The sequence below is a fragment of the Streptomyces sp. S186 genome, from assembly GCF_051603415.1.
In the GTDB taxonomy this organism is placed as follows: domain Bacteria; phylum Actinomycetota; class Actinomycetes; order Streptomycetales; family Streptomycetaceae; genus Streptomyces.
In genome coordinates this window covers 7,955,516-7,969,448 of the sequence record NZ_CP193932.1, presented here as the reverse complement: position 1 = coordinate 7,969,448, position 13,933 = coordinate 7,955,516, and the positions used below count along the sequence as shown (strand labels likewise).

Here is a 13,933-nt window from a genome sequence, read left to right as displayed (position 1 = left end):
CCGTCAGCGCCTGCAAGGACGCCTGTGAGCTGCGATTTCGAGAGAAACGAAGTCTTTCGTTTCCCCATCGTTTACCTTGTGGACACCATAGTTGGGCCTACTGAGGCGCAGCTTGTTCAGCCAAACGTCGGACAGGTGCTCACCCCCCACGTGCATCCCCTGTGTGGCCCCGCATGAATCCCCTCAACCCTCTGTGCGTACCCCTGGAGAGTCCGTGACCGTCCCCCTCCCGAGAACCGCCGTCCTCACCGGCGTCCTCACCACCGCTGCCGCCCTCACCCTCAGTGCCTGTGGCGCGGACTCCGACGCGTCGACCCCCTCCGGCGGGAAGAGCGCGGCCGCCGCGACCACGGCCCAGGCATTCGGCGGCATGGACGCCCTGGTCACGGAGGCCAAGAAGGAGGGCACGCTGCATGCGATCGCGCTGCCCCGCGACTGGGCCAACTACGGCGCCCTGATCGACGGTTTCGAGAAGAAGTACGGCATCAAGGTCGAGGTCGAGAACCCGAGCGGCGCCAGCCAGGACGAGATCAGCGCGGTCACCTCGCGCCAGGGCAAGGAAAACGCACCCGACGTCCTCGACCTCGGCAGTTCCTTCGCGCAGAGCGCCGCCCAGCAGGGGCTGCTCGCGCCGTACATGGCCGCCGGTTTCAACGACATCCCCGATGACCAGAAGGACTCGATCGGCCGCTGGTCGAACGACTACGGCGGCTATATCTCCTTCGGCTGCGACGCCAAGCGTGTGCACACCTGCCCGACCAGTTTCAAGGATCTGCTCAAGCCGCAGTACAAGGGAGAGATCGCGCTCAACGGCGACCCGACCAAGTCGGGTTCGGCCTTCAGCGCCGTGTACGCGGCCTCCCTCGCCAACGGCGGCTCCTTCGACGACATCCAGCCCGGCATCGACTTCTTCGTCAAACTGAAGAAGAGCGGCAACTACACGCCCGTCGCCTCCACCGCGGCCACCATCAAAGCGGGCAAAACGCCGATCAGCATCGACTGGGACTACCTCAACGCCGGGTACACCGACGAGTTCAAGTCCAAGGGCCTCGACTGGACGGTCACGGTCCCGTCGGACGGCCAGTTCTCCCAGTACTACTCGCAGGCCATCAACAAGTACGCGCCGCATCCCGCGACCGCGCGCCTGTGGCAGGAGTATCTCTACAGCCCCGAGGGCCAGAACCTCAGGCTCAAGGGATACGCCCGCCCGGCTCTGATGACCGCCATGGAGAAGGCCGGCACGCTCGACAAGGCCGCGGCGGCGAAGCTGCCCAAGGTCTCCGGCACGCCGACCTTCCCGACCGAGGCCCAGCAGAGCAGCGCCAAGTTTGCCCTCTCCCAGACCTGGGGCGAAGCCGCCGGATGAGAACCGCGCACGACGCGCTGCGGCGCTCACCCCGTTGCCGCGGGGTGAGCGCCGTCCGCCGCGAGGTGAGCGCCGTCTCCGTTCAGGCCGTTCGTCCGGCTTCTCGTCCGGCTGCGGTGGATGCTCGCGACCTCAGTGGCGCGCGAGACCGTCGAGCATCAACTCGATGGTGAAGTCAAAACGTTCGTGGTCGGTCCCCGCGGTGAGTTCGGCGGCGTAGCGCCTGGTCCGCGGGAAGGCGCCGGGCAGGTTGGAGAACCGGCTGCGCAGTTCGTCCCGGTTGACGGCCCACTCGTTGCCGGATCCGCCGAGCAGCGAGATCTCAAGGGTGTAGGCGTTGACGTAGAGCGTCAGGGAGCCGACGCCCCCAGGCGGCGGTCTGCGGGGCGATGCCTCCGGCGAGCAGGACGGCGAGCAGCTCGTCCAGGTCTTCCTTGTTGTCCCTCGGGGACGGGCTGATGGTGCCGCGCCGCGCGCCGTCGCCGAGGGGTGGAGGGCATAGCCCGAGCGGACCGAAGAACGAACCTTGTTCCGCGCTGACGACCATCGTTCGCTTTCACACGAACAACGTTCCGCTGCCCCGTATATGTATACGCAGACCGCCCCGTATACCGCCCCGTATGCCGCGCGAGCCCGGTAGGGGCACCTTTCGTCGTCGGCCATCGCGACCAATGGCGTATGCGGAGTCCGGCAGTGGCCGCCTACCGTGGCCGCGTGACGCGTGTGGAACGTACGGACGGCTGGGCCTCGACCCGCCAGGCATGGACAGCGGGATTGCGCTCGGCGCCCCGGCGGCTGGCCGAGCCGGGCAGGGCACTCTTCGCCCCGGGGATGTGGACTCCCTGGCGCATCATGGGCGAAACGCTGCTGAGCGTGGTGCTCGGGCTGCTGGCGGCGGCCTCCTACATCCCCAGCGGGCTGGCGTTCGGCGCCGACGTCGGACCGGCCGTCGCCGTGGGGCTGGCCGCTGCGGTGCTGTCACCCCTGCGTCGGGTCCTGCCCGCGACCGTGCTTCTGCTCCCCGCCATCGGACTGGACCAGTTCAGCGGCCTCGGCCCGCTGCTCCTGGTCGCCGCCTGGTCGGCCGGGCGGCGGATCGACGGAGCCGGCAGGGCGGCCGGCACCTTCGCCGCCGCATATGTGCTCAGCCTCGGCCTGAGCCTCCTGAAGGCTCCGCCCCCGGTATGGCTGACCCTTGCCTTCGACGGCCCGCTGCTACTGGTCGTGATCGTCGTACCCGGCCTCATCAGCCGCTACTGGTCGCAGCGCCGCACGCTGACGGACACGCTGCGGGAGTACAACGCCCAGCTGCTGCGCGAACGCGCCATGGTCGCCGGCCAGGCCCGGATGCGGGAGCGCCAGCGCATCGCGCAGGACATGCACGACAGCCTCGGCCATCACCTCACGCTGATCTCGGTCCACACCGGGGCGCTGGAGGTGGACCGGGAGCTGACCGGACGGCAGCGGGAAGCCGTCGGTGTGCTGCGCGAGGCATCGGTGGCCGCGATGCACGAGCTGCGCGAGGTGGTGGGACTGCTCCGGGACGGCACCGAGGGCCCCCGCAGGAGCCCTTCCTCCCCTGCCGGTCAGGCCACGGGAGAAGAGGACGCCGCATCGCCCTCGCGCGGGGTGTCCGGCATCGAGAGCCTGGTGGGGGCGTCCCGGAGCGCGGGGACGGCCGTGGAGCTGCGACGCTCCGGCGAACCGCGCCCGCTCCCCCCGACCGCCGACCACGCGGCGTACCGCATCGCGCAGGAGGGCCTGACCAATGCCCACAAGCACGCCCCGGGCGCCGCGATCACCATCGAGCTGCGGTACGAGCCGGACGCATTGGTCGTGGAGGTCGCCAACGGCCCCGCCCCGGAGACGGCGGCCACCGGCCGGAGCGTGGTGAGCGGCGGTCTGGGCCTGACCGGGCTCGGCGAACGGACCCGGCTCATCGGAGGCATGGTGCACGCGGGCCCGACGGCGGACGGCGGCTTCCGACTGGCGGGCGTACTGCCCTACGCCTCGCCGGAAGGCGGTGCCCCGAGCCGCTCGCCGGGGGATGCGGAGACGACGTTCGTCGGTCCCAGCAGCGACTTTCGGGAGCAGATCCCGGCCGGCTCCCTGGGCGAAGGTGTTCCGGTCATCGACGGGAACGATCTTCCGAAGGAGCTGGCCAGAGCAATGAGCAGGAACGCGAAGAGCAGCAGCATCGGCATCGGCTGTGGGATTGCGGCACTGGCCCTCGTGCTGCTGGTGGTGGTCCTCGGGGTCGTCGCCGCAATCTTCCTGGCGGGTTCCTCGGCCAGGCCGTGAGCGAGCCGGAGCAGTACGACGCGGTGCGGGCGGTCCGGTCCGGTCCGGTCCGGGGACGATGTCGGGGATGATGGCATGGTGGCCGCGCGGGCCGTTCGGAGTCGGAACAGTGCAGGAGCGTCGTGATCAGGGTTCTCGTCACGGATGACGAGCCGCTCATTCGGGCCGGCATCAGGATGATCCTCACCTCGGCCGACGACATCGACGTCGTCGCGGAGGCCGGCAACGGCCGCGAGGCGGTCGAGCTGGCGCGTGCCCAGCGGGTCGATGTGGCACTGCTCGACATCCAGATGCCGGTCATGGACGGCCTGACGGCCCTGGCCGAGCTACGCCGGACCGTCCCGGACACCCGCGTCCTGATCCTCACCACCTTCGGCGCCCAGCAGAACGTGCTGCAGGCCCTGACCGAAGGCAGCGCGGGCTTCCTGCTCAAGGATTCGGCACCGGCGGAACTCATCCGGGCGGTGCGCGCCGCGGCCGCCGGAGAGGCATACCTGTCGCCGGGCGCCACCCGTCATGTCGTGGACTCGCTGGCGTCCGGCCGGACCGGCCGGGCCGAGCAGGCCCGTCGCCGGCTGGAGGCGTTGACCGAGCGCGAGTTGGAGGTCCTGGCCCTCCTGGGCGAGGGCCTGTCCAACGCGAACGCCGGCCAACGGCTCCACATGAGCGAGGCCACGGTCAAAACGTACGTCAGTCGGATCCTGACCAAGCTGGACTGCGAGAACCGCGTACAGGCGGCACTCCTGGCACGCGACGCGGGCCTGGGAGCCTGACACTCACCGCCCCAGCGACCTGACAGTCGTGTGCTGCGGGCCCCATTCGAAGAGCAGGATGGTCGCGTCGTCCCGCAGTTGGTTGCGCTGGCGGTCGAGGATGGCGTGGATGAGCAGCCGCAGCACCTCGGCCGGGCGCTGGCCGGCGGCGGAGGAGCGGATGATGAAGTCGGTGAACCGGTCGAGGCCGAACTCCCGTCCGTACGCGTCGCGTGCCTCCACCACTCCGTCGGTGTAGAGCAGTACGTGGTCGCCCGGTTTCAGTGTCGTCTCGTGGACCTGTCGGGTTACCGGGGAGAGTTGGCCGGCCAAACCGATGGGGAGTTGAGGGGGACTGTCCAGCGCCCCGGCGAGCACCCGCTCGGCACGGATCAGCAGCGGCGGCGGGTGACCGCAGTTGACCCAGCGCAGCACCCCGGTCTCCGTGTCGAGCCGGCACAGCACGCCGGTGCAGAAATGGTCGGGCAGCCACTGGGTGAGGGCCTGGTCGATGGAGTCCACGATGTCGACGACGTCACCACCGCCGCGGCGGGTGTTCCGCGCCGCAGCCATGGCGACCGACGCGGTCAGTCCGGAGTTCAGATCGTGCCCCATGGAGTCAAGGATCATGGTGTGCAGCACAGTCTTGACCACCGAGTGGTCGAAGGCGTCGCCGGCCACGTCGTACGCGGGTTCCAGGACCGCGCTCGAAACGCACCTGCTGCTGCCGACGGTGTGGGGTGGCAGGAAGGCCCGCAGCATCTCGGCGGGCAACCCCATGGTCACGGTGCGGGCACGGGCAGCAAGCCAGTCACTGTAGGCGCGCTTGGAAGTGATCAGCATGGCGAACAGATGGGCCAGAATCCGGCTACGGCGCATCCGCGCCCCGTCGAGCGAGGCGGTCCTCAGCGCCAGCACACCCAGCCGCTCCGCACCGTCGACCAGAGGCATCCAGACGATCACGCCGTCGTCGACGTCGGCCACCCTCGGGGAGACGGTGCGGTAGGCCCAGCCCGCCAGCGAGTCGGCCACCGGCAGCGGTTCCATCGCCTCGTCGAGCGGCATGAGCAGTCGTTCTTGCAGGTCGGCTAGGTAGATCAGCGCGGCGTCCAGGTCGAGGGCGCGGGCGCACCGGTTCGCCAGGGCGGGCAGTTCGAACGGAAGGGCCGTCTGCGCCTCGCTGATCAGCACCTCCAGCCGACTCTCGTCGACGGCGGCGCGACCGACGGACGCATGCGGTGTACCCGACACGGGATCACCCCTTCCGCACCCAGTCTCACACCGATCCCGACCCCTCTCACATCAGGCACGCTCCTGCCGTGCCGCACGCCGCGGCCTCGGCGAGCGGGTACGTCTTGCTGCGCAGGTAGTCCTGGTTCGCGCCGCCGGCCGTGCCGATCACCGTGATGCCGCGGTCTCGGGCGATCTGCCCCTCGGCCAGGTCGCTCGGGAGCGATTTCATCGGCATTTCAATGCCTGCCGCAATGGTTGATGTGGCGGCACCGGCTTCCGAGGGACGTCTCGCGCGCCCAGTGGTCAGCGTCGCCCCGCCTTCGCCAGGCAGAAAGTAACTAGATGGCCGGGCAAGGGATTTGGCGAAGCCGGATCGCGATTGATGGGGGATGGGGGGAGAAGACATGCGTCTGTCACCAAGGTCCAAACGGGTCCTGACCGTGCTCGTGGTGCTGTTCGCACTGCTCGCGTTCGTGTCCCCGGCGGAGGCGAAGCCGGTCCGGCCCGTGGATCTGTGTGGGGCGCAGGTCGCGGCAGCTCGGCAGCTCGGGGCTGATATCCGGGCGCACAACGCCAAACCGCATCGCTTCCGGATGCCGGAGCAATCCTTGGCCGCCGCGGCGTACAACGCGGAGAAGGCGGCCCTGGAGGCTCGTAGGGCCGCGGTCGTCGCCCAACTGCAAGCCTGTATGCAGGCGATGCGCGCGCTCGAAGCGGCCGATGCGGGTTCCCTGGGCCTGAAGTCCCCGGCCCGGCGGACGTTATCCAAGATCGAGAAGGCCCGGGACCAGGTTCCGTCGAACTGGACCGCACCGCCGCCGCCCCGGCCGGGCAGGAACTGGGAGGTCCCCAAGAACTCCCCGATACGTCCGGTCTTCGAGGCCCTCCGCGGCAGCAACCCGGGCAAGGTTGGCAACATCCGGCTGAACGGAATCGACCGGCCTCGGGTCTCGGACCGGGACCCGGCCTATCCTGCCTCGTCGGGCCGCACGATCGGGTCCTATGACTCCGGGAATTCGAAGGTCTCGCCCGACCACATCATCCCCCTGGCCGAACTCGTCCAGATGCGGGGCTTCATGAAGCTCACGCCGCAGAACATGTACGTGGTCTCGCGTGCCCCGATCAACCTCCAGTGGCTGTCGAAGGCGGCGAACGAATCCAAACAGTCCCGGAGCGCTGCGTATGTGTCGGGGGCCGATCCACAATGGATCAGCGCTCAGACCGCGCTGGAGGACCAGACCCGTAAGAAGCTGCAGGACATCATCGACCAGCTGCTCAAGAGCCAGTACCGAGGTTAGAGGACATGGGCCCTGAAGAAATCGCCGCTACGTTGGAGGACTGGTCGCTGACGTTCGTCGGGACCGACTCCGGTGAGATCGCGCGGATCCCCGACAGGTGGCGGCCGATCGCGCTGTCGGCCGATCCGGAAGACCGCCGTCGAATGGCGTTGTCGCTGTGGAACCATGGTTTCCTCGACTTGGTCCCCGAGTTCGCCGAGGTGCTTGACGCGCACTGTGTCGATGTGCGCGTCGGTATCACCGACGGCTCCGCCGTGCTGGTCTATGTTCTGGCGACGGAGGACGGCGAGCTGGTCTCCTGGGTCGGTTACGATCCCGGCACTTTCGATGAGCCGGAGTTCTGGGCGAGTTTCCCAGCGGCGGTTCAGGTGTTCCTGCGCGAGGTTCATGCGGGGTTCGTCTCGGGGAGCAGGGAAGCGTTCGGCGTGGCGCGCCCCGTCGCCATGGGAACCCTCGCCGAGTTGGCCGACTTTCCCGAGGGCATTCCCGGATGGGAGGACGAATCCCGCATTTCGTCGATGCGCCTGTTGCAGATCACGACGGATGGCGGCCTGCTCAAGTTCTGCCTGTCCCCGGATCTCGCAGTGGGCAAGGTCGCCCTGGTCTACGAAGGAGACATCGACCCGAAGGACTTCGGTCAGGAACTGGACGAACTCCTGATGTCCCGCTTCGCGGAACCCTCCTGATCCACGAAACCTTCCTGACCCACGGACCCTCCTGACCCACGGACCCTCCTGAACTCAAAGGCGTTCACATGTCGTATGAGCCCGGTCAAGAGCCGCCGCCCTGGCCCCCACGCGCGCCTCAACCACCGCCCACGCCATCAGGAGGCGGGCCGCAGTCGCCGATGCCGCATGACCCGTCATCCTCCCGTCCTTCGTCCCGCCGCCGGAAGACCTGGTGGACTCTCACGGCAGTCGGCGTACTGCTCGCCGCCGTCGTCGTATGCGTTGGCGTGTTCTTGCGACCCGAGCGGGGCGACACCGAGCAGTCGAAGGTCCAGAAGGTGGTCGCGGACTTCGCCCTCGCGGTCGATCGGGGGGACACCTCCACGATGGTCGCGCTGCTCTGCCTGGAGGAAGCCCGTGGAATCACCGACAACGACGACAACTCGGCAGACGGTGAACGCGACACCCGGTCGAAGCCGATACCGACCACGACATCGGACGTCAGGATCAAGGGGAACGTCGCCAGCGCCGTGGTCACCAGGCCCGCCCAGAAGCCGGCCTCCGTCTACCTTCGCAAGGAAGACGGCACGTGGAAGATGTGCGCCCCCGTTGAGAAATCCTGGTCGCAGCCTGCGCGGTGAGGCAGGCCGCAGTCCGTCCAGCCCGCGGCGTAGAGCGCCTCGCCAGGGCCGCTGCCGGAAGAGTCGTAGACTTGTGGCGTGGCATTCATGAGCATCCCGCACTACTGCTTCCTGTGATCGGGAGGTCTTGAGGGCGACGCCGGACGGCGTCGCCCTCCTCGGCGTGCCTGCCGCGTGAATCACGTCTCCTCGCGCTGCCGCACCCAGGTGACCAGACGCTGGACCTGCGTGTTGCTGGGGCAGCGCCCTTCTGGGCGCACGTACAGGCACGGTCCCTTTCCCTTCCTTCACCGTTGCCAGGAGTGCTCGTGCCCGTTCTTCGCCCTGCCCTCGAATCGTTCCTCGACCTGCTGCGCTGCCCGACGTGCCGCGCCCACCTCCATCCCGACGGCAGTGCGCTGCGTTGCCTTGCAGGCCACACGTTCAACGTCGCTCGCCATGGCTACGTCAGCCTCCTGGCAGGCACCCGCCCCACCAGCGGCGATGACGCCGCCATGGCCCGGGCCCGGGACCGGTTTCTGTCCACCGGCGCGTACGGGCCCATCCGCCAGGCCGTGGCACGCCTGGCGGCCGACGCCGTGATCGAACAAGGCACGGTGGTGGACGTGGGGTGCGGCACGGGCTACTACCTGGCCGGTGTACTCGACCAACTACCCATCGCCCGTGGGCTGGGGCTGGATACCTCGGTGCGCGCACTGCGCTCGGCGGGCCGAGCCCATGAACGAGCCGCCGCGGCGACCTGGGACGTCTTCCGTCCCTTCCCACTGGCCGACGGGGTGGCCGACGTCGTGCTGGACGTGTTCGCGCCCCGGAACCCATCCGAGTTCCACCGAGTGCTGCGCTCCACCGGCCGGTTGGTCGTGGTACGGCCTACCCGGCGGCACCTGGCCGAACTGCGCGGCCCACTCCCCGCAATGGTCACGATCGACCCGGCCAAGGAAGAGCGCCTGCATCACGCGCTGAATCCCTTCTTCGACACCGCCGTCACCGAACTGGTCGAGTACCCCATATCCCTGGCCAGGCAGGAGGTCCTCGACCTGGTGGGGATGACACCGAGTGCGCGCCACGTGCCAAGTGCGGACCTGGATGATGACGGGACCCTGCCCAACCAGGTCACCGTCTCCGTCCTGGCCACCTCCTACCGGCCTCGGTGACCACGAGCCGGCGTGTGCGCCCGCTGACGGATGAGCAGTGGGCACACCGGCGCGATCCGGTCACCCGCTCGGCGACGCACTCGCCGACGTGGTCGAGCGCGACCCGGCGCCGCCACTATGCATGGGCCGCCTTCCTGGGCATCGACTCGGCTCACCGTCCAAGTAGTAATGCACTTGCATACGTTCGCGCCCCGGCGACGCGATGAACGCTGAACTGTGGAGCAACTCGGGCCACACCAACACGCCCGACCTGGCGATCTCCGTGCGCATGCCCGCGGCCTTCAACGGAGTGGCGGGACCGGCGCCGAGCCACGACCGCTTCGCCGCCGATCACCGCGGGCTCTGTTGGCGGAGTCTCCGAGGCGGGAGGGTCACACAGCCTGGCCGGGGTTCGGGGCAGCGGATGGCATGCTCCGGCCTGCGGAAGCCAGTATGGCGGCGCCGGCGGGGTCGGCGGCCAGGGCCGACTCGAAGCCGTCCTTGGGCAGCACCTTGTTTCCGGCCAGGGTGACTCCGCTCGGCGGGGTGTCGGCGTCGGCGGGGTGGTCGTCCCAGAAGTTGTCGAGGAAGGTCACGTTCTCCAGTGGGGGTGTCACCCGGAGCACGATCGGGGTGTCGCTGCGGTGGACGACGTTGCCCTGCACGGTCACCCAGGCGGCACCGAAGTCGGTGTAGAGGCCGAAGTTGTAGGGGGTGAGGGTGTCGCGGATGACGTTGCCTCGTACCAGGGTGCCGTCGGCGTAGGAGGTTCCCTGGGGGCCGTTGAGGTAGATGCCGCCGCCGTCGGCCAGCACGGTCATGGTGCGGTGGATGAGGTTCTCGATGATCTGGACCCGGGCGGCCCGGTCGCCGCCGGTGACGACGATCCCGCTGTAGGGCACGTCGTGGATCTCGTTGTGAGCGACCGTCACCTCTCGGGCATCACTGACCCGGAGGGCGGGTGAGCCGTGGTACTCGCGGCCGATGTGATGGATCAGGTTCTGCTGGATGCGGGTACCGGTGCCCGAGGTGACGGTCAGGGCGCTGCCGGAGACGTCCTCGATCCGGTTGCCGACGATCGCGTTGTCGCGGCCCGGGCCGGCGAAGCCGATCGCCCCGGCCCCGAGCCGGGTGAAGCTGTTGTCGTGCAGTGCGACCCGCACGGCGCCGGTGAACTCGACGTTGGCCGGTATGGACCGGGGCGCTGCCGGGACCGTCACATGGGCGTTTCCTTCGGCGAGTTCGACCTTCTGCAGCTCCCCGCCGCCGTAGTACGCGTTGGCGAAGAAGTGCAGGAACCCGTGGGGACCGTCCGGTTCGGTCCAGCCGGCGTGGGAGAAGGTCAGGCCGCGCAACGTCACGTCGTGCAGCGGGTGTTCCTCGGTTCCCCGGCCGACGACGAGCTTCTCCAGGACCGGCGCGATGATCTCGGCTTCGGCCATCTCCTCCCCCGGCAGTGGCAGGTAGTGCAGGACATGGTTGCCTGGTGTGGATCGGTCGAGGACGAAGGTGCCCGGCTCGGTCAGGAAGCTCACGCTGTTCTCCGCCGATCCCGGCCGGGCCAGGCCGTCCCACCGCGGGTCCCGATGGCTGTCGGGGCTCTTGGGACTCTCGGGCTGGTCGCCGACCCAGGTGGCGGCGTAGAGCTCGCGGGCCCAGTCGAAGGCCGGTTGCGCGAGGGTGATGGTCGTGGACTGCGCGTCGCCGGTGATCTCGGCGACGCGGCAGCGGGCCTCCGACCACGGGTACACCCACGGGAAGACGAATTCGATGCCCGTCGGATCCTGCCAGCTCTGCGGAGCCGCACTGTCCGTGACGTAACCAGTCTCGGTTTTCGTCACGCTGCCCGGGATGCCGGGACTGAGTGAGGCCCTGGGTGCCCGGCGGCCGTTCACATACAGCTGCCGGGTCTCCAGCGACCCCACCTCGGCCCGCCAGGCACCGTCCACCTCACCGGGAATCCACCCCGTGATCACCCGGCCGCCACTGACAACGACCTTCTCCTGACGGCGACTTCCATAGCCATATGCCTGGTAGACGACCCGGTGGCCATTCTCGCCGGAGTCTCCTGCCTGGCCGTCCAGGGCGAGCGGAGCGTCGAGGAAATACGTTCCGGCGTGGAGATTGACCAGAAGGTCGGTATGCAGCGACGCGGTGCGGGCACGCACGGCACGCTGTGCGGCAGGCAGGGTGGCGAACGGCCGGTCGTGCGTTCCGGGCCAGGAGTCTCTACCCCAGGGAGCGACGTGGAGCTGGTCGGACTGACCGGACTGATCGTGGAGCATGGCGTACCTTCCCCCAAGTAGGTCTATGCCGTACACGGATGCGTACACCATAAACGCCAGGCTAGGGTGGAGGTCAAGGATGGGAAGGTGAGTGCGCATGACCGAAGAGAACACGGCGGCGGACCCTGGACGCACCGTCGAACTGCTCTGGGGCGCAAAGGAGAGCCAGGCAAAAACGGGGCTGAACCTTGCCGCGATCGTCTCGGCGGCGATCGAGGTCGCCGACGCCGAGGGACTGTCCGCACTGTCCATGCGGCGGGTGGCCGAGCGGCTGGGTTTCACACCGATGTCTCTCTATCGGCATGTGCCCGGCAAGGCGGAGCTGATCGAGCTGATGCGGGACACCGTGGTGGGCGAACTCGTCGCGACCGCATCCGACCGTCCCGAGCCCGAGAACGTCGACTGGCGCAGCGGCATGGAGGCATGGGCCCGCGCGCACTGGGCCCTGCACCTGCGCCACCCGTGGATCGTGCACACCGCCGGCAGTCGCCGTCTGCCCGGTCCCAACATCATGGCCGACTACGACCGCGCGTTGCGGATCGCCGAGGGGACGGGGTTGCGGGCTTCCGAGGTGGTCGCCGTGGTCTCACTGGTCGGCGGATTCGTGAAGACCGCCGCCCGGCAGGTCCATGAAGTCCTCAGCGAAGAGCGGGAGTCCGGCGTTTCCCACGCGCAGTGGTGGCGCAGCCGGGAGGATCTGGCCGAGCACATGGGCCCGTATCCCGCGCTCGGCCGCCTGTGGCAGGCCGGCGGCTTCGACCAGCCCGAAGACCCCTTCGACTTCGGCCTGGCCCGCACTCTCGACGGGGTCGAACTGCTCATCCAGCGCCGACGTGACGGAAATCGTGACGTAACTACGTCGCAGCCCCCCACAGGGCAGTGCTCGGTCTGCGGCAGCCAGTTCGACGGGACACACCGAGGCCGGCCACGGGACTACTGCTCCCCCGCCTGCCGCCAACGGGCCTACCGCCAGCGCCGATCGGCGACCTAGGAAATTTCTGCATACTCCGCAGAACATGTCTGACATATCACATGCCACGGCAGAGGCCGTGATGGCCTGGCGCCAGGACCTGGTGTCTGGTGTCTGCCGCCTGGCGTCGATCTGACTGCGCATCAGTCCCTGACCCCCCGACGCACAGTCAGCCAGAGGTCAGCTGGTGGTCAGCTATTGGTGAACCGTTTGACGTGGTGGCTGGCCAGCGCCTTCTGGGGCCGGACTCGGGCTGGCCAGCCCTGTTCGGGGGCCTGGCTCTGAGCGGCATCGGCATGGGACTGATCTTCCAGGTCGCCGCCTCCCGCGCGCTCGACGCGTTACCCGCCGAGCACGCGGGCGCGGTCATCCTCGCCGTCGCGGCCCTCGTCCGATGGCTGACGCGGACCCGCCGCCCCGCACCGGGCCGCCTGGACGGCGCGCCCACGGTGCCTTCCCCGCAAGAGGCCACGTTTGTGATGCACGACCAGTAGTTGCGTGAGCGTGACCAGTGCCGCGTGAGAAGCCTGGGCCCTGTTGTTATGGCCATTACGGCCATGCGTCGGTCAGGTTCCGGTCTCGGCGACGTGGCGTCGTCAGGCGCGGTGCTCAGGCACGGTGCTCAGGCCGCGTTGCGGGATGCGGGCGATCTCTCTCCTGGCGCGGCGACGGACACCGATCGGCAGCTGTGGGGCCCACCGCTCGATCTCTTCCCACTCGGACGACGTGGCGTCGACGTCTGCCTCGGTCACCTGGTCCTGCCTCGCCAACCGCAGGTCCACCTGTCGGCGGAGGGTCGCGTAGCGCACAGCAGCGGCTCGGTGGCGCGAGGCTAGTTCGGGATAGTTCCAGACGAGTTGCCCGGCACTGAGCGCGGCCGTCAGCAGGCTGGCGGCGCCGGCTACCTCGCGGATAGCGGCGAGGCCGGAGGTCGAGAGCGAGGCGAAGAGCGTCGTACCGACGGCCGCGGACAGCATGGCTGTGGTGATCCCGGTGACGCGGTTCCGGAGGTTGAATCGCTCCGAGGCGATGTTGTGAGCCACATGGAGCATCTGTAAGCCCCGGCCCCAACGCTCCAGTATCTCGAAGTGGTCCGGGATGCCGGTATCAGTCACTACGTGCCCCCCCGACTCGACGGCCGCGCCCAGTGCGCACTCATCATCTCGCCCGACATTGAAGCCAACGTCAAGAGCGCACCGTGAGTCGCTACCTCGCCCCGCGGGTCGGCGCACGTCAAGGCCCCTGTCGCGTTGGCTCGCACGGCGGCGGGCCAACGTTGCAACGAA

General features: G+C 68.7%; 13 protein-coding genes. 9 read left to right on the top strand and 4 right to left on the bottom strand.

What is annotated here, in order from left to right:
- The first annotated feature begins 214 nt into the window (after positions 1-214).
- From ACRAS8_RS34775 to ACRAS8_RS34765, 3 genes are all read left to right on the top strand, one after another.
- The gene (locus ACRAS8_RS34775) at positions 215-1,366 is read left to right on the top strand and encodes an ABC transporter substrate-binding protein (protein ID WP_438490018.1); all 1,152 of its coding nucleotides are present in this window, start codon (positions 215-217) and stop codon (positions 1,364-1,366) included.
- A 714-nt stretch (positions 1,367-2,080) separates the two neighbouring features.
- Positions 2,081-3,667 (top strand): sensor histidine kinase, encoded by a 1,587-nt coding sequence (locus ACRAS8_RS34770; RefSeq protein ID WP_438490017.1) that lies wholly within the window; start codon positions 2,081-2,083, stop codon positions 3,665-3,667.
- A 122-nt stretch (positions 3,668-3,789) separates the two neighbouring features.
- Positions 3,790-4,440, top strand: coding sequence for a response regulator (locus ACRAS8_RS34765; RefSeq protein ID WP_438490016.1), 651 nt, complete (start codon positions 3,790-3,792; stop codon positions 4,438-4,440).
- A 3-nt stretch (positions 4,441-4,443) separates the two neighbouring features.
- Here ACRAS8_RS34765 and ACRAS8_RS34760 read toward each other — a convergent pair whose 3' ends face one another.
- Both ACRAS8_RS34760 and ACRAS8_RS34755 read right to left on the bottom strand, forming a co-directional pair.
- The gene (locus ACRAS8_RS34760; protein WP_438490015.1) at positions 4,444-5,670 is read right to left on the bottom strand and encodes a PP2C family protein-serine/threonine phosphatase; all 1,227 of its coding nucleotides are present in this window, start codon (positions 5,668-5,670) and stop codon (positions 4,444-4,446) included.
- Between the two features lie 46 nt (positions 5,671-5,716).
- Positions 5,717-5,881, bottom strand: coding sequence for a hypothetical protein (locus ACRAS8_RS34755; protein WP_438490698.1), 165 nt, complete (start codon positions 5,879-5,881; stop codon positions 5,717-5,719).
- A gap of 220 nt (positions 5,882-6,101) precedes the next feature.
- Between ACRAS8_RS34755 and ACRAS8_RS34750 the strand changes: the two genes are divergently transcribed.
- The 4 genes from ACRAS8_RS34750 to ACRAS8_RS34735 all read left to right on the top strand — a co-directional run bounded on the left by ACRAS8_RS34750 (position 6,102) and on the right by ACRAS8_RS34735 (position 9,413).
- Positions 6,102-6,950, top strand: a complete 849-nt coding sequence (locus ACRAS8_RS34750; protein WP_438490014.1) for a hypothetical protein — start codon at positions 6,102-6,104, stop codon at positions 6,948-6,950.
- A gap of 5 nt (positions 6,951-6,955) precedes the next feature.
- The gene (locus tag ACRAS8_RS34745; RefSeq protein ID WP_438490013.1) at positions 6,956-7,636 is read left to right on the top strand and encodes a hypothetical protein; all 681 of its coding nucleotides are present in this window, start codon (positions 6,956-6,958) and stop codon (positions 7,634-7,636) included.
- 68 nt (positions 7,637-7,704) lie between these two features.
- On the top strand, positions 7,705-8,259 hold the full coding sequence (locus ACRAS8_RS34740; RefSeq protein ID WP_438490012.1) for an Rv0361 family membrane protein: 555 nt from the start codon (positions 7,705-7,707) through the stop codon (positions 8,257-8,259).
- A gap of 308 nt (positions 8,260-8,567) precedes the next feature.
- A complete protein-coding gene (locus tag ACRAS8_RS34735) occupies positions 8,568-9,413 on the top strand; it encodes a putative RNA methyltransferase (RefSeq protein ID WP_438490011.1) in 846 nt (281 codons plus the stop codon).
- Positions 9,414-9,784: 371 nt separating this feature from the next.
- Here the strand turns inward: ACRAS8_RS34735 and ACRAS8_RS34730 are convergent, their stop codons facing one another.
- On the bottom strand, positions 9,785-11,560 hold the full coding sequence (locus tag ACRAS8_RS34730) for a right-handed parallel beta-helix repeat-containing protein (RefSeq protein ID WP_438490010.1): 1,776 nt from the start codon (positions 11,558-11,560) through the stop codon (positions 9,785-9,787).
- 214 nt (positions 11,561-11,774) lie between these two features.
- On the opposite strand from ACRAS8_RS34730, the gene ACRAS8_RS34725 reads away from it, so the two are divergent.
- Positions 11,775-12,668 carry a TetR/AcrR family transcriptional regulator gene (locus tag ACRAS8_RS34725; protein ID WP_438490009.1) on the top strand — a complete coding sequence of 298 codons (894 nt, stop codon included), beginning with the start codon at positions 11,775-11,777 and terminating at the stop codon, positions 12,666-12,668.
- Positions 12,669-12,865: 197 nt separating this feature from the next.
- Positions 12,866-13,141, top strand: coding sequence for a hypothetical protein (locus ACRAS8_RS34720; protein ID WP_438490008.1), 276 nt, complete (start codon positions 12,866-12,868; stop codon positions 13,139-13,141).
- A 102-nt stretch (positions 13,142-13,243) separates the two neighbouring features.
- Here ACRAS8_RS34720 and ACRAS8_RS34715 read toward each other — a convergent pair whose 3' ends face one another.
- Positions 13,244-13,762, bottom strand: a complete 519-nt coding sequence (locus ACRAS8_RS34715) for an SLATT domain-containing protein (RefSeq protein WP_438490007.1) — start codon at positions 13,760-13,762, stop codon at positions 13,244-13,246.
- Positions 13,763-13,933: the final 171 nt, after the last annotated feature.